This is a genomic window from Acinetobacter pittii, from assembly GCF_034064985.1.
GTDB lineage: Bacteria > Pseudomonadota > Gammaproteobacteria > Pseudomonadales > Moraxellaceae > Acinetobacter > Acinetobacter pittii_H.
In genome coordinates this window covers 1,084,016-1,103,537 of record NZ_CP139249.1, presented here as the reverse complement: position 1 = coordinate 1,103,537, position 19,522 = coordinate 1,084,016, and the positions used below count along the sequence as shown (strand labels likewise).

The window sequence follows — 19,522 nt, the reverse complement described above, 5'->3', positions numbered from 1 at the left end:
GGGTGTTATTAGAAAACGATGAAATCCACTAAATCAGGGTCGAATCGGCCGGTGGTGTTATCGCCACCAAATGTGCAAACCAGTCGAAATTTTGTAGTGGTCTTTGTGAAGGTGTAATCAAGATTGGCGTCTTGAGCTGAAAAAACGCCATTGTTGGAAGCTTTTGGGAGAACTTGATAATTTGTGTCAGGCAAAGCTGTTGTAAGTTCGATTTCATAAGAGCCAACCCCTAGACGAGTTACTGCTTTGAAATTCCCACCATCACCAACTTTGGTGCCATCCGTACCTTTGAATGACCCGCGTGCACGGGCAGCAAATATAGGTGCATCACCAGAGGCTAAGTCTTTCTTTTCGATCTTCTTGGTATTGAGCGTCTTAACGGCTTTTGAAGTCGCTAATGTCTTTGAATCATCGAGATCTAGAGCGTCACTAGTTTTAAGATAAAGCGGATCTATCTTGTCATTTTCATCCAATGGCGCTAAGCCACCAGCAACACCTTTTTGAGCTTCAATTCCTTGCTCAACATAAGTATTGAGAGATTCCTTGACCTGATTCAGCTCATCTAAACCATCTTGTACTTGCTGAATAAATTCATCTAGTTCGGTGCTTGTTACATATCGGGAAAGCTTGTTTGTATCTGCGATGAGGACGCCATCAGCTGATAAAACTCTTACTCGATAAGCCCCATCATCTAGATAGATATTGGCGCGCCCTGCTTCATCCAGAATAATTGGGTTGGTGTTCTTGGCTACCCCATCAGGATCAACATAAGTGGCTTTAGGCGTTGTTGTTCCAGATTCGTAGGTCCACACCTGCCCACCTGCTAGAGGCTTTCCGTTGTCATCAACAAATTGTGCTGTGACGTTGGTCATTAATGGATACATATTGACCTCAAATAAAAAAACCTCCCGAAGGAGGTTGTGAGATTGATTAATTTTACTGTCTTGTAGAGCCTGCGCCACCAAGTAAGCCTGCTTGGACCAACCGATCTATTAGGGTTTGTTCTTGTGGCGTTGGTTGTTTTGGTGGAATTGGTGAACCTGACACGTCTGGACGGAGTGAGTTGCTAACAGCTCGACTATTCCCATAGTTAGTAACAGGGTCAACCACATAGTCCTTAAGGTAGGGTAGATTTAAAACTGATTTTACCTTTGGACTTCCAAAGAAATTCATAAGGCTGTTGATTGCACCTGACGCAGAGTTTGAATTATTCACATATGCGTTGTTAGGCTGGGTGACAAGATATTCACCTGCTTTGCTAATATTTTTAATATTTTTCAGCTCAGATGGTTCAAATAGAATTGCTAAGCGTCGATCCCCTATCGAATCGAGAGCCCCTTTCATTGATGCTGGACTAAACTGACCATTCTGCTTAATGGCCTTATTCGCAATATACTCAAGGGTTTGCTGTTTCAAGTCTGCTACCGCTTGAGGATTAACGTTGTTGAGTAGCTTAATAGTTCGATCAAGCTCATTAACATTTCCATTTAAGATATGTTTATTGAACAACTTATCTGGCTCAACACCCTTTCTCACATCTTGTAGCAAAGGCATGCCTTCAATTTGATTTGCATTGAATTGGTTAGCCTGTCGTGCGAATTGATATGCTTGAGCAGCATCATTACCATTAGTCAACAACCCCTGCATTGCTTCAGCTTGGCGCTTATTCAAGGCATCACGGACTAAGCCAATTGAGTATGTCGAGCTTGTTGGCTGACCCATTAGTAATGATGATTTGTATTCACGATTCAGAATTTTGATCAGTTCTTCTGATTTGCCTAAAGTGAACTTATCAGGGTTGTCTGCCACATCTTTTATGATCTTTTGAACACTTGGTGGCAAGCTTGAGAGCGCATAATTTTGATCCAGAGCAGTGAAAGCATCGTTTGCAAATCCACGACCATCAATCACAACATCGTTACCTGCTGCTTTTTTTGCAGCATCATATGCGGCACCAATGAATTGCTTGTTTTGATCAAGTTGAGAATTTAATGAATTAACAACACTCTGCATAGCACCATATTGATCAACTGCCTTGCCACCTGTTCTTGTGGTAGCATCTTCTAACAAGTTGGCTAATTGTTTATTGTCTTCAATAAACTTTTCACGAAGTGGTGTTCCTACATTTTGAAGTTTTGCAAGTTCAGCTTCTCTTTGCCAAACTTCAGCATTTCCACTCACCTGACCTTTTGTACCCTTAATCCCAACTTGATCCAGAACTGCCTTTCGAGCAACTGCTTCGGGATTTAGGTTCTTTCCTGCTTTTAATGCATCGCGGGCTTCTTTGCGTAAACCATTAGCAACATCATCAGATAAATCACCAAGAGACATCCCCTGTTGACGTAAGGCATCATCAAGGTTTTTATCAATGGCTTGTGCTGTTTGTTGAGCTGCACGTGAACCTGTGTTTTTAACCGATCTAGCGACCTTAGAAACACCCTGCCCAACCTTTTCACCAATCGCTGCACCTGCTGCACCACCAATACCACCTAGTGCTGCATTTTCTAAACGCTGCTTGCCATTCTCAGCAAATCCTGCACCTCCAATCGCTGCGCCAACTGCTGCATTTTGTGCTGCCACACCTGCACCAGCTTTTGAAAGAATTGCTGCCCCTTCATAACCACGACCTAAAGCACCTAATGGTGCTGTAGCGGCTATTTGTCCGCCTAGACGTGCTACATCATATCCTTGTCCAGCTTGTTGGCGACGTGCTTGGTGGAAGTCTTGAATATCCTTCCGTTGATTAGTGAACCGGTCATAAGCACCAGTATCAAAGTTAGTGCCTAATGCAGCGTTCAACCCTTGTCCGAGCTTATCACCTGCATAAGCAAAACCTTGCACTACCCCTGCACCAAGATCAGAAGCACCAAGCAAGGCAGATTCCCATAACCGTGTAGGGCCTGCCGCTTTAGCTTGTTCTTGCATAGCCTTCTGTTGTGCTGCTTGCCAATCAAAAGGCTTGAAAGACGCAGACACCTTGATAGGCTTCTGCTGTCCTAGATCTTTTTGAAGGTTTAAACCTAGATTCTGCGCAATTTGGACATCAGAGAAGCCCTCTTTTTTCGCCATTGAAATGCGTTTCCCAAATCCAGCATTAGAAGCTAGGCTTGAGTAGATCTGTTCATCTGTGAAGCCTTCTTTTTTTGCAGTTGCGATACGGGCTGAAATATCATTTTGACTAGCCATTTTAAACACCTATTCCAACTGACCTTAAGTCCACAAATTCTGGCTGAAAATCGGATTTTGTCCCAATTCCAACGCTTGCAAGATCAACCATTTTTGGTTGGAAATTAGCTGAAATACCAACTTTCTTTAAATCAACAAACTCAGGCTCAAAAGTACTTACCTTGCTACCTAGTTGTTTGTTGATAAAGTCCCATGACCGCTTATTTTGGGCATAGTTTGATGAAGGCAATGATGCCCATGTCCCCCCAGACTTTTTAATAGCAGTACCGAAATCACCCTTTAACACATAGGGAAGGGCCCCAATCTGGTCAAGCAAAGCGATTGCTCCAATGTCTTGCGACTGTGGTGAGAAATCTCTAAGGCCATATTGTCTTGATAACCCATTCCATGTGTCATTCAGGAATTGATAACGTCCAGCTGCTGTCGTGTAGTTTTTCTTGCCATCTGTTTGGGTAAATGCTTTGCGAATATTGGGATGCCCTGATAAATCATCAAACCGCTGATTGCCAAATAGTGTGTTATAGCCATGCTTAACGCCTTCTGCACTTGCGATTAAATCAAGCATTCGGCGAGCATTTGGATTGTTAAGCAGTTGCATGTATTTTTGAGCTGATGCCATAACTTTTCCTTAGGCAATAAAAAAGCTGCCGAGAAGGCAGCTTTTTGATGAAGACATAATTTACTCAGTAATAATGTGGTTTTCAATTACAACTGATTTTGGCTTTAATGATGCACCACCAGCCTTAGAGTCATTCCTATCTAACAGTCTGAATTGATACTCGTAAGCAGGCATGCGGCCCGGATAAGCAGGATATTCAGTCTCTGCAATTGGCACTGCAACTTTCCCTTGTGAGGCTGCATATTCATTTGCACGCTTTATCACTCCTGTTTTAAGCGAACTCATGCTTTTAAACATGCCACCTGCGGATGTTTGCGAAATCATATATGTATCTGCGCCTATAGGAACAATATCTGCTGTAGCACAGCCAAGCAAAGCAACTATTGGCATAATTAGAATTATTAATTTTTTCATTATTCGCACCAAACGTTACATGTTTTTTCAGTTCTTAAGTTATAAAGCTTAGCTGAAGAACACGCTCCATGTGGGCTGCCTTCTATAAAAATTACCCTATCACCTTCTTCCATATTCATACAGTAACTTTTTGCTTTAAAAATCTCTCCATTAATTACAAAAGTCTCATCATTAATAGATTTCTCAATTTCATAAGATGTTGCTGTATTAGCCAAGAACGGTATAAATAATATAGTTGCAAATACTGCTATTTTTTTCATAAAGACCCCCACCTTGATGAGGGAATTTATAGCACATTTATTTACCAAACAGAATATTGTTCAACTTTGCTTGGTTTTGAGGCTGTGTATTAGTAGGTGCATTATTTCGATAAGGCACTGATGTAGGCCTTTGCGAGTTCATTTCGGCATACTTGTTATTCAAACTACGAATAGTTTGCAGTGCTGCCTGACGGACTTGCAATGGAACTGTTGGATCATCCAATTGACCTGCCATTTGCTTATACATTGCAACATCTTTATCAGATTGCGGCCCCGACATTTTTGGCATTAAAGCAACTAATTGCCCGCCTAATGTGCCCAACTTGCCTGTTGCAATATCACCAGAAGTAGCAATACCAACCCCACGAGCTAACAGGTCAATACCGCGACCAGCATAGCTTGCTGTTGCATCTGGCAAGATCCCTTGAATCTCATCAAGCACCGCATTAACTCTACTAATACGTTGACGCTCTTCATTCTGAGCTGCTGCTGTACTGTTGGCACCTGCACTTTTCGGCTGAGCTTGAATTGGCGTACCTCTCTCGTCTGAGATTCTTACACCTTTTCCGCCCGGATAAATGGCATACATATAGCCATCATTCCCCATTTCTGTACCAATGGGCTTATTTTTAGCCAACCATTCATTTAACTGCTGAGTTTGACTAAATTGCTGAGCATCTTGAGCGCGGTTTTTATCAGCTGTGGCTGCTGTTGTATCAGTTGCATAGCGTGATGCATCAGTAGTACGGATATTGTTTGCAGTTGAAGTTGCATTGTCAGCCGCATTATTCGCAGATTGGTATAAGAGTGGTGCTGTATTTTTATCTGTAAAGGCTATACCTCTGGCATAGTTTTTTACTTCTTCGGGTGTCATAGCTTGAATAAGTGAAAACTGATGAGCGTATTCGTCAGGCGTAATCCCCCCAGCTCGCTGAAAAGCATCCAAACCAAGTAAAACTTGACCTTTATCGCCAGTCATAGCAGCCTGTTGAAAAACACCCTGTATGGCTCCAAACTTCTTCTGTGAAGTATCAAAGGTAGTGTTGCCAGCATTTGCAGTACGTTCATTTGCCTGCGCATTTGTGTTTGCGATTTCAGCTAAGGTCTTTTGTTGGTCTAAAAGATTTTTTTGGCTAGCTGCTTGTTGGGCTTGCAATTGAGGGACAATGTGGCGAGCCATTTGTGATTGCTGACCAAGGCTCAGCATTTTATTCATATCACCTTGTGACTCATTATAAATACGGTCAAGCTCTTTGTTTAGGCGCTGTTGTTGCCAAAGTTGACCGATTTGTGAGCCTTCATCAAGCATCTTGGCAACATTAATCCCTTGCGCCTGTAAAGGGATAGAAGCATCAATAGCCATTTAAACCACCTTTGTTCCTGTGTTGCGATTATTCATGTAGGCAGAAGCCACAGAACCTAATTGCCCAATCGTGTTCGTCCAAGCATTATTAGCCCCGATTGTACCTGCTGCGGCTGCATTAGCACCTTGCATTAAGTTGGCTCCAGCTGCACCGACCGCACTTTGCCCCATTGATCCTGTTTGAACTGCTGAGTTCTGGCCCATGTTGGCTAGATCCATTAATCGTGCATAACGGTTTTGCTGGTCATTTGTATAGCGGGTATAAGCATTGTTGTATTCTTGGCTTGCTGCTTCTTGACCATAGTTATTTAAGGCTCGAAGCGTTGCACCACTTAATAACCCACCTTGTGAGGCTGCACCAGATTGAACAGAGTCTAAACCTTGATTCAAGCGGAACTTATAAGACGGGTCTTGATAGAGTTGTGAGCCATCATAACCTTTGAGCAAACTACCGTCTTTATAGCCTGCTAATAGTTGATCCAAACCATAACCGCCTGCTTCACGATATGGCGCAAGATCTTCACGAGTTTGGTTGTATTGCTCTAATTGGGCTTGTGCGGCTGCCTCTGCGGCTTGTGATTGTTGCTTGCCTGCTTTTTTGGATGCATTTGATGACATAGCGCCACCTACAATCGCTGCACCACCTGCGATTACGGCTCCCCATGACATAACTTAAACTCCTCTGGTTTGTGCCCAATTGAAGCTAAGAAGTTGTCTATTTCTTCTTCAGGGACAATTACTTCTTTTTCAATTTCATCTACATCAGTCAATTGTGTTGGGTGAATTGTTATCCATGAGCTGTCCTCATGAAAGTAACCAATTCGCTTTGTACCGGGCATTGACTTAATCACCATTGGTGCCTTAAGTAGCTCAATGCCGTTTTCAGTAACTACGGTTAAGCTGCCTTTCAGCAAGATATTTAAATGCTCAGTCCGATGCATTTTGCTTACAACTAGCGAGCCTGCTGGGGCATCCATTTGTCTCATGTAAACATTTGGGGCAAAGTGATGAGTAACAGGTGCTTCGCCTTCTGGAATGTCGCCTTCTGCAATACTTGCTTTTAGCTTCTGCTCTACATCTCGCACTAATTCAATATAGGAACGATTTTGAATGTCACCCAATATCTGCATGAGGAGCAAAGTGTTGTCATGATTTTCTATTTCATGGTTCATTTGATGCCTCATTTAGTCTCTGTACAACCTTAGCCAGCTCATCAAAGAAAACTCGCCAAGGTTGTGTCATTTGCCCATTCACAAACATTGGGTGTTGAAAAGGAGGTTCTAAATTCATTGGCTCACCTTTGCCTTTGCACCAAGCAATACAAGCCTTGAAGCATCTGTAAATCTCAAGCGGAATACACGGTTAAATGACTGTCCAAGCCTTTTGAAGATCAGACGCTTGTCATATTCCCCAATCCCACCTAAATCCATTTGTTGGGAATAAGACCAAGTTCGGCCTCGGTTATCTGACCAATCTAAAATGATTTGAGGTTTTGTATTTGTTTCTTGCCCAACTTGCGCTGAGACTTCTAAGTGATGGAAGATCCAACGGTCTGTCGTTGGGTTGACCACAGGAGTAATTCGCTCGCGAACAATTGTTTCATTATCATCTGTATTGCTGCTTTGCGTGAGCTGGTAAATCTTGCCGTTTTGGCGATCACCAACCAGTTGCATGCTGTTAAAGAAACAATGTACAAAAGCACGATGATGCTCATGCTGATAGGTTTTTGGATTGAAATAACTACGCTCATGCCACATCTTAGTAGAGTCGTCATAACACCAAGTCTTTTTAGCACTAGGAAATGTCATCAGAAGGAATGCATGCCCATTTTCTTGATAAGCAAATCCATAAGCATCTTGGATACTTTGATAAGTTGAAATATCACTTTCAATTGCATGGTTTGATATTCGTATTGTGGAATATCCTTCGGTCATTACGATTTGACCTTGTCCATGCTCAGTTCTAGTCACCCAAGCAAGACTCCCACCAAATCGACAAACAGAAGCAGGCGCAATACACCCTGTTGGAATAACTGCTCCACCCATGCGTTGGAATGGTTGATCTTTATTGGTAGTTGACCCCCATATTTCAGTTGTTCTCTCACCAATAAGCCAAAGCAAGCCGTTGTTTTCGATTGTACGAACAAGGTTGTCTGATTTAGCCTCAGCAGTGGCATAGCTAAGCGCTGTGGTTTTAGTTGAGAGCAAATCTGACCACTGGATACGCCCAGACTGAGGAACAGTCCAAATAAACCGTGAATCAAGAACAGTTACATCAGATGCACCAAAGAAATCGCCAAGTTCTAGCTTTGTTAGCTCATTGCTTTTCAGGTCAAAACTATATGTGTTATTGCTTACAATCATGACCTGAACAGAGTTGTCAGCAAAGTAAACACGTCCAATGCCCGTTACTTCTCCAAGTTCTTTAACTGAATTATCAGAGCGAATGGATAGTAACTTTTGCCCTGCCACAACCAAGAATTGGTCACTCATGGCATACATACCGCGAATGTAGCTATCAAATTCAAACTTTTTGATTAAGCCTGATGTAGGTAGTAATGCGGCAACTTGTGGCGCGTTACCACTTTCAACCACTTGTGGGAAAAGGTTAAGTGTGCGCTGGCAATCAACTGACCAGTCTTTTAGGTGGTAGGACTGCCCCACAATAGGAATATCAATGATGGTACTCGCCATAACATCTAACTCCTACTGGTAGATCATTGGTTGCATAAGCTGGAACTGAGTTGCTGGACTTAAGCATTTCAATAGCATTACTTTGATTTTGAACTACGCTTAAAGGCGGTTCAGTACCGAACATTGATGCGATTTCAATTGCTAATGTTAGCTTTAATGGGCGCTTGTACTGCGGAGGTAGGGGAAGTTCATCTTTAGCATTAAGGTTTTTCGGGAGGGTATAAACCTTAATTCTAAGTTGCTTATAGTTGCCCTCTTCAACCTTAAATACCCAAGCATCAGGCTCTTGCCAATACTCAACTGGCGCATAAACTGGCGGTGTTCGGTTTGTATTGCGTACAAGCTTAATCTTGCAGTCATCAAGCCAAGCATCATCAGATACCATAGAAATATCAGCAATCATGGTTGGTTTTGGTATCTCAGTAGTACAACCACACGTACATTCGCAAGGCTCTTCGACTGGTTCATCTGGTGTGCAAACTGGACAGTTTGTAATCTCGTATTCACAACAATCTTGGATGTTTGCTTTATTGCCGATGCGGTACTCACCTGCACCATTAAGCTGAATGATCAGAGTATTTGCTTTGTAAATATAAAGCTTATCTAAAGCCCATTGGTCCAAGAGATCTTGTAAGCATTCAATGCCATCCGCCATTTCATCGCCATTAGCACGTTCACCAGAAGCTAAGATGCCCAACTTTTTCATAGCAGACTCTACAATCTCACTGACGATCATGACTGCTCCTTAAGATTGGTTATTGGTTGTCAAGCACAAGCTTTACTAGAGCTGGCTTTTCATCACGTGAACCGTATTTAATACCTTTGCCATCAAGCACCGTTTTTAATTCCGCTGCACTCATAGCTGAATATTTATACTTTGCATTTTCTTTAAGAAGCTGTTCGCGGTCTTGATAGACTGCGTCATAAACTTCTTGTGGAACGCCAGTTGCTGCAGGTAGTGCCTTTAATTCTTCTTCGAGTTTTTGCTTTTCAAGCTGAAGATCATTAATTCGTGAATGGAACTCACTTTTTGCTTTTGCAAGTTGTTCTTCTGCTTCAACGACTTTTCCTGCAACTTCATCGAACTGCTTAACAGGAACATAAGCATCCAAATCAATTTCTTTTATGTCTTCTGCTGAATCATCAGTCTCACCAATACTTACTGGCTCTTCCAACTCATGATGTTCAACCCAACCACCTTCTTTTAAATCTTCTTCATGTTCTTCTGAATCGGCAGTGGCGTATTCAAAATTAACTAAGTCGCCCTTGTAGAGCATCTTTGGATATTCATTTGACATTTTAGTCCTCCAAAAATGACGACGCCCGCATATAGCGGGCACTTGTCGTCATGTGTAATTATTCAGTGATCCGGCAGGCAAAATCACGCACTCGGGTGAAGCCCCACATGATGTCAATACGTGTTTGAGTAGATAAATCGTTAAAGTTTCCAGCGGACTGAACTGTGTAGCGCAAACCATTCGCAGAATATGAATAACCAAACTCTTTTGGTGTCACTACTTTTGCTGGAACAAATGCTGCGGTAAATGCTGACTCTTGGAACAAAATGTTCTGAACATAACCTTGGCTTGCAGCACCAAAAAAATTAACTGCCGCGCCATTTGCGGGGCTAGCATTAACTGTCTTGTTTGGCATTACAGGAGTGATGCTTGGGAAAATACTTACTTGTGCAGTTGCGCCTGCAGCTGTTACATCACTTACAATCACAAATTGCTGTAAATCCTTCTGCAACTCACCTGTTAATGGATGGGTTTTATAAACACCAGTAATTGTGAATACTTGACCAGCATTAAAGGTATCTCCACTTGCTAGACCACCAAATACTAAAGTATCTCCAGTTTGGTTTGCGCCTGATATTGTAACCCCTGCAACCTTGTTACCATTGTAAATTGTAGGCAAATTAATAACTTCATCCCAATTGGCACCTGAAGCGCGACCTAGGTTACTTTCTCGGTACTGGTCACTAACTTGCTTGGATGGATTAAACAACGCCTTACTCGTGTCAATTAATTCCATATTTAAGTCGGTTGAGATCAGACCAGAGCGGTTACCTTCTGGTGCAAGTGCCTTTTGAAGTTTAGCGCGAGCCTGATTGAGGGTTTTGATTGTGCTAGGAACTGTACCCGGTGTTCCAACAAGATAAGGCGTTGCAAGTACTGCAGCCTTAATCATTCGTGCTTCAATACTTGAACCAAGAGTTTGGATCTGCGGTTTAAAAACACGCTCGACATAATCACGTCGACGTGGATCTGTGGCATCAAGTTTAAATACATTCTCGATGTGGCTTGCTTCGAATGCAGCATGAACATGGTTATCGATTTTTAAAGAAACTTTTCGTTCTTTCCATGCATCGATTGCACCACCACCTGCTAGAACATTGCCATCATAAATACGGCTTACACCAGGAATGCTGATTGATACTTCATCACCCACATTATAACCATTCACTTTTTTATCAAATTCTTCCTCGCGTGAACGATTAATTCCCATAACAAATGGGCAACTCTCTTTTAAAATTGGCGCAGCTTCTTGAGCAAACACCTTTGCAATATTGATTTCGTTAGCCATGCTAATTCACCTTATTTTCTACGTAATGATTCAAGATATGCTGTCGCTTCTGCATCGCTCATACTCGCAATTGATCTGGACGCAGGCGCATTTGCTTGGACAGGTTTTATTGGTGGTGGAGCTTTTGAAACAGGCGGAGGAGCTGCTTTGCTTCCCCAAGAATCAACACGTTCGCTTAGGATTCGTGCTGCCTTGAGTTTTGATGAATCTGATACAAGCTGATGTAACTCTTCATCTTTAGCTAACTCGTAGAGAAGTCGTGTTTGTGTAGCAGCGTCATAGTCAAATTCAGCTGCAAGCTCATCAAGAGAAATCGGCATAGGTAATTGACGGGCAATACCTTTCTGAACAACATCATCAAAATCAGGCGTTTGTTCTGCGAATGCAGCAATAGCACCTTCTAATTCAACTTTTTTTTCAGTCTGCGACTTTTCTGATTGGGCCTTACTTTGCTTTTCCAGAATTCGACGCTCAGCTTCACTAATTCGCCATTCATCTAGCTTTTCTTCATACTCATCATGGGCCTTAGTCCAATCTTCATATGATTCAAAGTCTTCAATTAATGGTTTGGTTGGCTTTGCCTCGCCTTTTGGTGCTTCCTTCTGAGCTTCATACTCTTTGAGTTTTCGTTCAGCTTCAAAAGCACGCTGTAGGGCTTGCTCTACACGTTCTTGTGCACGGCTTTTCTTTTGTTTTTCAGGTTCTGTTTTAGGCTCGCCATCTTGTTGTTGCTCACCTATCTCAGGTTCCTGAGTTTCTGTTTCTGGAGAATTTGTCTCTTGACTTTCTACACTTGTATTTTCCGTTGCAGTGGTTTCAACGACGTCTTGAGTATCAGAATTCGGGTCCATTTTGTTGCTCCAAATTAGGCAATAAATTACCTTCGATCAGTTGTGCGCCTTCCCCAGTCTGATCAGGACTAGGAGCGAAGTCTTCTTGTTGAACCGTTTGATTAGGCATTAAAAAACCCTGCTGTTCGGCAGGGTTCTGAATGCTTTGCGCTTGCTCAGGTGGTGGCTCGGACGCACCTTGCAGCGGATAATCTTGTTGTGGTGGATCAACTTCATAATTAGGAATTGATTCACCTTGTGTTAGCCATTGCGGAGGAACTTGATTAAGCCCAATTTGCTCTTTAAGTAAAGCAACAGTGCCTTTAAGTTCTTCGACATCTGCACGGCTAGAAGCATTGATTTGTGCAACCTTAAGGTCCTTTTCCGCATTAATCTGTGCTTTAAGTAATTCAAGATTGCGATCTTCAACCTTGTCTTGCACTTCTTTTTGGAGAGTTTCAATCTCACCAGTAAGCTGCTGTACAAGTTGATCAAGCTGTGTGATTTGTGCTTTAGCCTGCTCAGGGTTGATTTGCCCTTCTTCAAGCACTTGTGGCGGCATTAATTTCTTCACGCGCTCCGCAATTTGCTTAGCATTTAAGAGTGGTGAATCTTTAATTACCAAGTCGCCAGCTGCTTGCATGATATTCGGAGCAAACTGTGCCAGCTGCATCATTAACTGGAATGACTGCTCGCGTTGAGTGTTGAAAGATGGGCCTGTGTCCATGCGAACGTCATAGCGACCAATTGACATGTCATTTAAGACACCATCAATTGCCTTAGCCATTTCATCTTCATTCTGAGGTTTAGCATTAAGCCTTGCCATCTCAGACTCGCCATCAGCCCCGATAATTCGGCGTACCATAGGTGTGTCGTAGTAAACAGGAAATAACCCCAACAGAATGCGCCCACACTGACGAATAGACTTATTGTCATTGTCTTGGAAATGGAACTGTGAAGTTTCACCTTGACGTTGTAGCAAACCAATTGCACGACCTGATTGTTGATTAACATCTTGCCCCATCTGCGGAGCGTGCATATTCAACGTATCAGCAATCAAAGCCTTTGCAGATTCAGAAGCATTTAAAATGCCTACAGGTACTTGCGCTGATCCGATTTTTGCAGGGCCTGGTCGTTGTTGGCCATTTTCATCTAAATATTTATAACGAAGGTGCTTATATCTTGATGGATTATCCCACTCTTCAATCCCTTGTACTGCCTGCTCATCTACAACAGTCAACTCATCTTGGTTCTTCTGAAGAATGTTGGCTTCAGTAGACTTCCAATAATTGAACAGACGTTGTGGATCTTTGGCAAAATGTACAAGTGAGAAGATATGACGCTTGTCGCCAATCCAGATTACTTCTCCATACACAGGCACAATCGGAATGTATTTGCCGGGGAATACGCCAGTTTCAAGAACTCTGCAGCCTGATAATTTAGCCCACTTGATTTCGGTGCGAGTGGTGTCACGCTCATTGACTGTGAATGCTTTTAAATCTTCTTCATTGAAGCTTTGAAGCAAGACCGATTTAAAATCTGCAGTGCCATCTTCAAGCATAATCAGCTTGTCTTTGACTTCATCTTTGTAGAAGTATTCAGCAATCAGAACTGTATTTTCAGTTTCATTGAACCAGTTCTCAATACCATCCATTTCAAAATCAAATACAGCATCTTTACCATACTGTTTTTCAATGGTGTCTTTACATACCCATTCACACACAAGCGCTTTGCTCATGTCTGAACCGTCCATTTCACGCGATAGCGGATCTATTAGGACTGCTTCAGGGTTATGTACTGCTTTGAACTTTGGCTCCTGATTAAAGCTCTTTTCGTGGATGTAATCAGCAGTGATGCGAATGAATCCAACTGCACTATAAACAGCATTTTCTACTGCAATATCGTTTACATCTTCAAAGTTGCTTGATTCTTCAGTGTCTTTGATGAGACCGCCAAGAACCTTAGCCATGTCTTCATCAGCGCCATCATCTACCGGCACAACTTGAATCTGTGGTCTGTTTTGCTTGTGAGTGTTCACCTGTTGGCGGCAATACGTATGCACAAGGTTAAACTCTAAGGTTGGCTTACCTTCTTGCTTGCGCTTTTCAATTGCACCAGGTTCCCACTGAGCACCTTTAACTGTCACAAATTCTTTATCTTCTCGACCTTGGCAATAAATCTCATTCCAATAGTCTTGAGCATCGTCACGAAACTTCTTTGCTTGAGCGAGAATATCACTATTGTCTTTATCGACTTTTTCGTCTTTATCCATTTTATCCCATCCAAGATGAAGCGGCTTTAGGTGGAGGTGGTGCTGATTGCTCTTGCTTTGGTAAGTCATCAATTGCAAAGCTCATCGCAAGCGAATCAGCCATGTTTGGTGAAGGAATGCCTTGTTTCTTCATTTCAGCTTTACTAACCAATTGTATTAACCTTGAGCCTGATGTTCTCTTACGTTGCTGTCTAACCAGCTCGGATTTTAATTGCTCAAAGTCCTTGATTTCTGATGAGATGCTTATCATTGTTCTTGGGTCAAAATATTCACCCTTCTCGACTGCTCTATAGGTGTTTTCCAAGCGATCTCGAAGCAACCACCAGTATTGAGCACGCTTATTTAAGAAGACATCTTCATTCTTCTTGTCATCCTTATACTTGCCTTTGGTTGGCGCATCTGCCCCACCAAATCCATGCACAATAATTGGCTTGTTTAATATGCGTTCCTTAAGTCCAACTTTTACGCCAGCACCAACACCAACAGAGTCATAAACTAAAATTTCTGAGCGCTTTTCAAAGGCTTCATCAAATGCCCAAGCAATTGCATCATCCAAATCACCGTCTTTTTTCTGCAAAACTTGCAAGATAATAGGCCCATGTCGATGAGTTAAGCCTTTTGCATCCTTGCCTGTGTCAGCAGGGTCAAAACTTGTAACGAGTTCGCCAATCGCCTTCAGATGAGGTAGTTTCTTATGAGCATCTTTTGCAGCATCCACCCATTCAGACATGATAATTGAATCATCATATTCAGCCTTAGGCTCACCACACCAGATATGAAGATATTCTTTGAAGTTAGACGCCTTACAGCGCTCCATTTCGGTTTTTAGCGGCTCCCCAAAGTAGGGGTTATGCCAATAGTTAACTTTTGCGGTGTAGATGTAATCATCTTCATAGAATCCATTCTTATTAATTTCTTCTATGTAAGGTGCGGCAAGTAATTTGTATGTTGGACTTGTAGTATCGCCTGTGTTCCAAGAAACAATAATCTCAGACCCTTCTTCACGAATTGTAGGTTTTAAGATATCCCAGCTTTTTTGAGAAACTGTTTCTGCCTCTTCAATCCACATGCCGTTGTAGCCGAACTTGGACTTGAAAGACATAATGTTGCGAGATAAACCAACGAAATCGATTTTCCCGCCATTAGTTTTGTGGATTATTTTTGTTGCCTGAATATCAAACTCATCTTGCAAGCCAGCATTGTAGATTTTTTCAACCAGCAACGAATAGCTAGAATCCTCAATTGAGTTTTGGAATTCACGAGCACAAACCCATTTATCCCCAAAAGCATTTACACGGTAAACAATGTATTGAGCAAACTCTTGTGATTTAGCACCACCACGACCACCAAAGAACGATTTGAAGCGCTTTGGGTAGTACAATGGAACAAAGGCTTCAATCACATCAAGTTTTATCTCCATTAGGCTTCACCACATTGATTGTAAGAGTTGCGTTTGTTGCAACCTTGATTTCACCACCATCACCACCAACATGTTTATGCTCGACTTTATCGCCAAACATATTCATATGCTTGCCTAGAAGTTCATTGGCTTTGTTGGCAGCAGAAAATTCACCCTCTGCCATAGCTTGTTCAGCGATGTCTCTAAGGTTTTTAATAACCAAGTACTGATCAACACGCAAGTCGGCCATTCGCTCAAGATTTAGATATGCAATCCGATCTTGAACATCCTGACGTTTATACACAGTCCACGCATTTTGACGATGCTCATAGCCAGCTGCTTCGCCTGCCTCAGAAATTCTTAACTTAGGATTTGCTATATATTCTTGGCAGAACTTCTCATGGCGTTCATCTTCAAGGGGTTCTGCGCCTTTGATTTGTTCTTCCATTTAACACCTACTCACATTTACCACTAACTACACCAATTCCATTAAAGAAATCATTTTGGTCTTGGATTGTTTTATTAATATATTCTTGTGAAGCATTTCCTTTGACATCTTCTTGAAGGACAAATGGAATGCCATTAATACTAATCTGAGTGCCTTTGGGGATAATTCCACACTCAAGTTGAGAATGTTTTGTAGTCTTCATGCGTTTTTTTCCTTTACTATTTTGGCGACCATCTCCAAAGAGACCCAATCAAACATAATTTTCACTCCAACACGTACTTAAGATCATCAGGCGTTTCCAAATAACACCCTTGTTTGTTGCAGAATGCGTGAATGTCGGTTAGGTATTCAGTGAATTGAGCTGTACTTGCATCTGTAGTGCTCATTAGCTCGCATAGGCCGTTTGCCACATCTTGGTAAAGTGGATGCTTAGAATCCTTCAGATCTCTAACAGCCTTGAATGTTTTCTTGTATTGGCCAACGTCATCACGATCATAGATTTTGGCTAGGAAGTTCTTCTTAAAGAACAGATGTTCGTAGTCTTTATCCGTTCCCTGCTTCTTAGACCATTGGTTAAGCCACATCCAGTACAAACGGTTTTGAGCCTTTGAACGATCTTTCTCTTGAGGTGCAATCAATACAACCAACGGCTTCCCTTCACTCGCTGCCTTTGCATGATTCACATTAAGAAAGTTAGTTACTGGTGCAATGTCGCAATGGTTCTTAACAACTTGTCGGAATTCCATTTTGACCTCACTCAGCACATTAGATTTGAATCTTCCTTTTCAATCTCAACGCGCAATGTATAGTTACTGCTACCATCAGGAACAAACGACCACTCTTTAATTTTGCAGTCATTTTCTAATTGGAATTGATTTAGAAAAGCCAAGAGCTCATCTTCAAATTTATCTTCTAGTATTTCTACAATAGGCTTTACCATTTCACTTTCCCGCATAACTCTGGCCAATCAGAAGGCGTACTAATTTCAATAGTGAAACCGCGATCTTTTAATTCTTGGAGATACGCATCTGTTAATTCTTTATCTTCTTTAAGGTGGTAAGGAAGATCCATTGCACAAAAGTTTTCGCCTTTCTTAGTTTGACGTTTAATTGCACCTTCAATTTGTTTCTTACACTTGGTAAATGTTCCTGGTTGAGCCATTTTAATTCTCACAAAAAAAGAGCCTATTGGCTCAGTTAAAATATTTCGTCATCTTTAAGATTAAGCATCCGCTCTGTTTTAAATCTTAGCAAACTTAAAATCACTTCTTGATGTATAAACCTTTGCTATGTGTCTCAAAGCTTCTTCTTCAGTATCAAACATCATTGAGAAGGTTTTAAATTGAATCTTCTTGCCATTAGATAAAACATGATATTGAAATTTATATTCACTAAATTTATATCCAGTTCTATCTTCAAATTGCTGTAGAAAGTAGCTTAGCTTCTCACCAAAATGCCAGATTAGATTTTCAGGAATAAATCCCAATCTATCTCTTATCAACTCTCTACAAAATGGATGTCGAACATGTTGATGGTTGGAGTTAATAATCCACTCAATATCATCAAGGCGTTGCAGATATTCAATTAAACGACCAATTTCTTTAACTTCTTGTATGTCACTAAACTCACCAATTGGCGTTCTATATAGTGTTGGAGTATCAATCCAATCAAACTCTGGCACATCAATTTCTAGGCTAATTTTCATTAGAATTTACCATTGATTTATAGAGTTAAATTATACCATAACCACATGATTTAATTAGAAAACATCGTCTGAATTTGTATCTATTTTTAACATTAATTCGGTCTTTTCTAACCAACCATCAAATAGAGCTTCCGATTCTTGTCTTGTGCCTAATTCAAACTTATCAAATGCAGCATGGCAGATATAACATAGTGGAACTGTGTATAAATCGCTTGCCTTGATACCACGACCCTTTCCGTGTTTTGAGCTATTAGAATGAGCCGCTTGTGAGTGAGGATAGCCGCATCTAACGCATGGTAGCGCTCTTATTTCGTTTAGCCTCTTTTGCGAGCGCATTTTCTAAGTTCTCTATTCTAGTTCTGAGAGTATTTACTTCACGCTGACATTCAGTCTTAAACGTATGGCTGCTGAATAAGTGGTTATAGTTTTCTAACCGGCTAAGATTACGCTTATAGATCTCTAAATTCTTCTTCGCTTCGATTGTGTCCATGTTCACCCCAAAAAAGAAAACCCCGCACTTGGCGGGGCTTTTAATTACACTTCTACAACTTCAATCTTTTTAACACCAGGTATTAGTGTTGGTCCAGATATGCCTATAATTTTGAATCGCTCAGTAAACCCATCTGAATAAGTTCTAATGAGCATGTTGCCAATATGTATGCCTTCTAGATCACCTTGAGTGTAGACTGCCTCATTTGAATCGATTCTACACTTCTCTAATTGAGACTTATCACCATTAGAGTCAATCACGTCTAAAGTTTCAATATAGCCAAACACAAGCATTTTCTCTCAAAGATTAAGACATGCTCAGTAGACTACAAAACATACATAATTGCAAATAAGTTATTGAATTCTCAATAGTAAATTAAATTACTTTAATCTTTCCACACTTTCTGCATTCTTTGATTGGGTCGTCGTTGTAATCCAACCCATATTCCCAAACATGTATGCAAAAGACCTGCTTAATTCTTCGGAGCATGTGAACCTCCAAAAAAATAGCCCTACGTTTAAGCATCGACTAGAAATCCAGTCCAGCACATCGGAATCCAATGTTCTAAGCTTGTAGGGCATAAAAGCAAAAAAGCCCACGATTAAGTGAGCTTTTGAAATAACGCTAGTGAACCTGACTACTCAAGCGCACTATACCAGAAATGTTATACCGCGCGTTTAAACGAGTCAACACCAAATGCATCAAAAATATTAAATTTCTGCCTAATTAGATCAATATTGCTGAAACACTCAGTTCGACCACAAAAGTCTTTCTTAGGTGTATATCTGTATTTTTCCAAAAGTCTTAATAGCAAAGTCTCAAATTTATAGAGCTTCTTTCTATCTCCATTTTGCAAACTTAATACATCAAACTGGTATGGAAGCCTACTATTATCAGGGAATCTAGCCTCTAGGGATTTGGTAGTAATTCCAATTTTATAGAACTCTTCTTGCTCATCATAACAGCGAATTAGATAAATCATTGCTCCTTGGTCCATTAAGCTTTCTTCATTGCAGGCTACACATCCTCTACCTGCTAATAGCTTCTTTGCCCTAGTTCTTATCCAACCATGTTTCGGGCATTTGATCTCAACTGTTGATTCAACATCCTTATCAAAGACTACTCTAGAGAAATCATAATCAAAGTCCTCATAGGTTAATTCTAAGAGTTTCATAAAATTTTGGTGACGACGTTGCATAGCTGTGGCTACGCAAGTATTATTGCGCACAGTCATTTTGGAGCCTCAATTTCAATTTGA

The 19,522-nt window shown here is 41.3% G+C and carries 25 protein-coding genes; all 25 read right to left on the bottom strand.

What is annotated here, in order from left to right:
- Positions 1 to 8: 8 nt before the first annotated feature.
- On the bottom strand, positions 9 to 962 hold the full coding sequence (locus SOI76_RS05315; RefSeq protein WP_250621794.1) for a hypothetical protein: 954 nt from the start codon (positions 960 to 962) through the stop codon (positions 9 to 11).
- Positions 937 to 3,186, bottom strand: coding sequence for a hypothetical protein (locus SOI76_RS05310; protein ID WP_104079074.1), 2,250 nt, complete (start codon positions 3,184 to 3,186; stop codon positions 937 to 939). Before SOI76_RS05310 ends, SOI76_RS05315 begins: the two co-directional genes overlap by 26 nt.
- Before the next feature lies 1 nt (position 3,187).
- Positions 3,188 to 3,805 carry a glycoside hydrolase family 104 protein gene (locus SOI76_RS05305; RefSeq protein ID WP_017725048.1) on the bottom strand — a complete coding sequence of 206 codons (618 nt, stop codon included), beginning with the start codon at positions 3,803 to 3,805 and terminating at the stop codon, positions 3,188 to 3,190.
- Positions 3,806 to 3,865: 60 nt separating this feature from the next.
- Complete coding sequence (locus SOI76_RS05300) at positions 3,866 to 4,219, bottom strand: hypothetical protein (protein WP_017725047.1); 354 nt, start codon at positions 4,217 to 4,219, stop codon at positions 3,866 to 3,868.
- Positions 4,219 to 4,479: a hypothetical protein gene (locus tag SOI76_RS05295; protein WP_017725046.1), complete on the bottom strand. Its 261-nt coding sequence runs from the start codon at positions 4,477 to 4,479 to the stop codon at positions 4,219 to 4,221. The genes SOI76_RS05300 and SOI76_RS05295 overlap by 1 nt, the downstream gene beginning before the upstream one ends.
- 37 nt (positions 4,480 to 4,516) lie before the next feature.
- Positions 4,517 to 5,842, bottom strand: a complete 1,326-nt coding sequence (locus SOI76_RS05290) for a hypothetical protein (RefSeq protein ID WP_104079075.1) — start codon at positions 5,840 to 5,842, stop codon at positions 4,517 to 4,519.
- Positions 5,843 to 6,511 (bottom strand): DNA transfer protein p32, encoded by a 669-nt coding sequence (locus SOI76_RS05285; protein WP_104079076.1) that lies wholly within the window; start codon positions 6,509 to 6,511, stop codon positions 5,843 to 5,845.
- Positions 6,493 to 7,014 carry a hypothetical protein gene (locus tag SOI76_RS05280; RefSeq protein ID WP_104079077.1) on the bottom strand — a complete coding sequence of 174 codons (522 nt, stop codon included), beginning with the start codon at positions 7,012 to 7,014 and terminating at the stop codon, positions 6,493 to 6,495. Before SOI76_RS05280 ends, SOI76_RS05285 begins: the two co-directional genes overlap by 19 nt.
- Complete coding sequence (locus SOI76_RS05275) at positions 7,004 to 7,132, bottom strand: TetR family transcriptional regulator (protein ID WP_104079078.1); 129 nt, start codon at positions 7,130 to 7,132, stop codon at positions 7,004 to 7,006. The genes SOI76_RS05280 and SOI76_RS05275 overlap by 11 nt, the downstream gene beginning before the upstream one ends.
- On the bottom strand, positions 7,129 to 8,535 hold the full coding sequence (locus tag SOI76_RS05270; protein WP_104079079.1) for a packaged DNA stabilization protein: 1,407 nt from the start codon (positions 8,533 to 8,535) through the stop codon (positions 7,129 to 7,131). The genes SOI76_RS05275 and SOI76_RS05270 overlap by 4 nt, the downstream gene beginning before the upstream one ends.
- Positions 8,516 to 9,271: a hypothetical protein gene (locus SOI76_RS05265; protein ID WP_104079080.1), complete on the bottom strand. Its 756-nt coding sequence runs from the start codon at positions 9,269 to 9,271 to the stop codon at positions 8,516 to 8,518. Before SOI76_RS05265 ends, SOI76_RS05270 begins: the two co-directional genes overlap by 20 nt.
- 19 nt (positions 9,272 to 9,290) lie before the next feature.
- Complete coding sequence (locus tag SOI76_RS05260) at positions 9,291 to 9,833, bottom strand: hypothetical protein (RefSeq protein WP_104079081.1); 543 nt, start codon at positions 9,831 to 9,833, stop codon at positions 9,291 to 9,293.
- A gap of 58 nt (positions 9,834 to 9,891) precedes the next feature.
- A complete protein-coding gene (locus tag SOI76_RS05255; RefSeq protein WP_104079082.1) occupies positions 9,892 to 11,121 on the bottom strand; it encodes a P22 phage major capsid protein family protein in 1,230 nt (409 codons plus the stop codon).
- Positions 11,122 to 11,132: 11 nt separating this feature from the next.
- On the bottom strand, positions 11,133 to 11,972 hold the full coding sequence (locus SOI76_RS05250) for a hypothetical protein (protein ID WP_104079083.1): 840 nt from the start codon (positions 11,970 to 11,972) through the stop codon (positions 11,133 to 11,135).
- Positions 11,956 to 14,223 carry a portal protein gene (locus SOI76_RS05245; protein WP_104079084.1) on the bottom strand — a complete coding sequence of 756 codons (2,268 nt, stop codon included), beginning with the start codon at positions 14,221 to 14,223 and terminating at the stop codon, positions 11,956 to 11,958. Before SOI76_RS05245 ends, SOI76_RS05250 begins: the two co-directional genes overlap by 17 nt.
- Before the next feature lies 1 nt (position 14,224).
- Positions 14,225 to 15,643, bottom strand: coding sequence for a phage terminase large subunit (locus tag SOI76_RS05240; protein WP_104079085.1), 1,419 nt, complete (start codon positions 15,641 to 15,643; stop codon positions 14,225 to 14,227).
- Positions 15,627 to 16,070 carry a hypothetical protein gene (locus SOI76_RS05235; protein ID WP_104079086.1) on the bottom strand — a complete coding sequence of 148 codons (444 nt, stop codon included), beginning with the start codon at positions 16,068 to 16,070 and terminating at the stop codon, positions 15,627 to 15,629. Before SOI76_RS05235 ends, SOI76_RS05240 begins: the two co-directional genes overlap by 17 nt.
- Before the next feature lie 7 nt (positions 16,071 to 16,077).
- On the bottom strand, positions 16,078 to 16,272 hold the full coding sequence (locus SOI76_RS05230; RefSeq protein WP_104079087.1) for a hypothetical protein: 195 nt from the start codon (positions 16,270 to 16,272) through the stop codon (positions 16,078 to 16,080).
- 61 nt (positions 16,273 to 16,333) lie between these two features.
- On the bottom strand, positions 16,334 to 16,816 hold the full coding sequence (locus tag SOI76_RS05225; protein ID WP_104079088.1) for a hypothetical protein: 483 nt from the start codon (positions 16,814 to 16,816) through the stop codon (positions 16,334 to 16,336).
- 11 nt (positions 16,817 to 16,827) lie between these two features.
- Positions 16,828 to 17,010 (bottom strand): hypothetical protein, encoded by a 183-nt coding sequence (locus SOI76_RS05220; protein WP_025467328.1) that lies wholly within the window; start codon positions 17,008 to 17,010, stop codon positions 16,828 to 16,830.
- Positions 17,004 to 17,231: a hypothetical protein gene (locus tag SOI76_RS05215; RefSeq protein WP_104079089.1), complete on the bottom strand. Its 228-nt coding sequence runs from the start codon at positions 17,229 to 17,231 to the stop codon at positions 17,004 to 17,006. The genes SOI76_RS05220 and SOI76_RS05215 overlap by 7 nt, the downstream gene beginning before the upstream one ends.
- A gap of 78 nt (positions 17,232 to 17,309) precedes the next feature.
- A complete protein-coding gene (locus SOI76_RS05210) occupies positions 17,310 to 17,774 on the bottom strand; it encodes a hypothetical protein (protein WP_104079090.1) in 465 nt (154 codons plus the stop codon).
- 54 nt (positions 17,775 to 17,828) lie between these two features.
- Positions 17,829 to 18,110: a DUF968 domain-containing protein gene (locus tag SOI76_RS05205; protein WP_104079091.1), complete on the bottom strand. Its 282-nt coding sequence runs from the start codon at positions 18,108 to 18,110 to the stop codon at positions 17,829 to 17,831.
- A 198-nt stretch (positions 18,111 to 18,308) separates the two neighbouring features.
- Positions 18,309 to 18,557, bottom strand: coding sequence for a hypothetical protein (locus SOI76_RS05200; protein WP_023060466.1), 249 nt, complete (start codon positions 18,555 to 18,557; stop codon positions 18,309 to 18,311).
- A gap of 371 nt (positions 18,558 to 18,928) precedes the next feature.
- Positions 18,929 to 19,498: a GIY-YIG nuclease family protein gene (locus SOI76_RS05195; protein ID WP_104079093.1), complete on the bottom strand. Its 570-nt coding sequence runs from the start codon at positions 19,496 to 19,498 to the stop codon at positions 18,929 to 18,931.
- Between the last annotated feature and the right edge of the window lie 24 nt (positions 19,499 to 19,522).

Bases quoted from the DNA above. Each gene is read 5' to 3' on its own strand.
- SOI76_RS05310 (WP_104079074.1), bottom strand. From the start codon at position 3,186: ATGGCTAGTCAAAATGATATTTCAGCCCGTATCGCAACTGCAAAAAAA.
- SOI76_RS05305 (WP_017725048.1), bottom strand. From the start codon at position 3,805: ATGGCATCAGCTCAAAAATACATGCAACTGCTTAACAATCCAAATGCT.
- SOI76_RS05300 (WP_017725047.1), bottom strand. From the start codon at position 4,219: ATGAAAAAATTAATAATTCTAATTATGCCAATAGTTGCTTTGCTTGGC.
- SOI76_RS05295 (WP_017725046.1), bottom strand. From the start codon at position 4,479: ATGAAAAAAATAGCAGTATTTGCAACTATATTATTTATACCGTTCTTG.
- SOI76_RS05290 (WP_104079075.1), bottom strand. From the start codon at position 5,842: ATGGCTATTGATGCTTCTATCCCTTTACAGGCGCAAGGGATTAATGTT.
- SOI76_RS05285 (WP_104079076.1), bottom strand. From the start codon at position 6,511: ATGTCATGGGGAGCCGTAATCGCAGGTGGTGCAGCGATTGTAGGTGGC.
- SOI76_RS05280 (WP_104079077.1), bottom strand. From the start codon at position 7,014: ATGAACCATGAAATAGAAAATCATGACAACACTTTGCTCCTCATGCAG.
- SOI76_RS05275 (WP_104079078.1), bottom strand. From the start codon at position 7,132: ATGAATTTAGAACCTCCTTTTCAACACCCAATGTTTGTGAATGGGCAA.
- SOI76_RS05270 (WP_104079079.1), bottom strand. From the start codon at position 8,535: ATGGCGAGTACCATCATTGATATTCCTATTGTGGGGCAGTCCTACCAC.
- SOI76_RS05265 (WP_104079080.1), bottom strand. From the start codon at position 9,271: ATGATCGTCAGTGAGATTGTAGAGTCTGCTATGAAAAAGTTGGGCATC.
- SOI76_RS05260 (WP_104079081.1), bottom strand. From the start codon at position 9,833: ATGTCAAATGAATATCCAAAGATGCTCTACAAGGGCGACTTAGTTAAT.
- SOI76_RS05255 (WP_104079082.1), bottom strand. From the start codon at position 11,121: ATGGCTAACGAAATCAATATTGCAAAGGTGTTTGCTCAAGAAGCTGCG.
- SOI76_RS05250 (WP_104079083.1), bottom strand. From the start codon at position 11,972: ATGGACCCGAATTCTGATACTCAAGACGTCGTTGAAACCACTGCAACG.
- SOI76_RS05245 (WP_104079084.1), bottom strand. From the start codon at position 14,223: ATGGATAAAGACGAAAAAGTCGATAAAGACAATAGTGATATTCTCGCT.
- SOI76_RS05240 (WP_104079085.1), bottom strand. From the start codon at position 15,643: ATGGAGATAAAACTTGATGTGATTGAAGCCTTTGTTCCATTGTACTAC.
- SOI76_RS05235 (WP_104079086.1), bottom strand. From the start codon at position 16,070: ATGGAAGAACAAATCAAAGGCGCAGAACCCCTTGAAGATGAACGCCAT.
- SOI76_RS05230 (WP_104079087.1), bottom strand. From the start codon at position 16,272: ATGAAGACTACAAAACATTCTCAACTTGAGTGTGGAATTATCCCCAAA.
- SOI76_RS05225 (WP_104079088.1), bottom strand. From the start codon at position 16,816: ATGGAATTCCGACAAGTTGTTAAGAACCATTGCGACATTGCACCAGTA.
- SOI76_RS05220 (WP_025467328.1), bottom strand. From the start codon at position 17,010: ATGGTAAAGCCTATTGTAGAAATACTAGAAGATAAATTTGAAGATGAG.
- SOI76_RS05215 (WP_104079089.1), bottom strand. From the start codon at position 17,231: ATGGCTCAACCAGGAACATTTACCAAGTGTAAGAAACAAATTGAAGGT.
- SOI76_RS05210 (WP_104079090.1), bottom strand. From the start codon at position 17,774: ATGAAAATTAGCCTAGAAATTGATGTGCCAGAGTTTGATTGGATTGAT.
- SOI76_RS05205 (WP_104079091.1), bottom strand. From the start codon at position 18,110: ATGCGCTCGCAAAAGAGGCTAAACGAAATAAGAGCGCTACCATGCGTT.
- SOI76_RS05200 (WP_023060466.1), bottom strand. From the start codon at position 18,557: ATGCTTGTGTTTGGCTATATTGAAACTTTAGACGTGATTGACTCTAAT.
- SOI76_RS05195 (WP_104079093.1), bottom strand. From the start codon at position 19,498: ATGACTGTGCGCAATAATACTTGCGTAGCCACAGCTATGCAACGTCGT.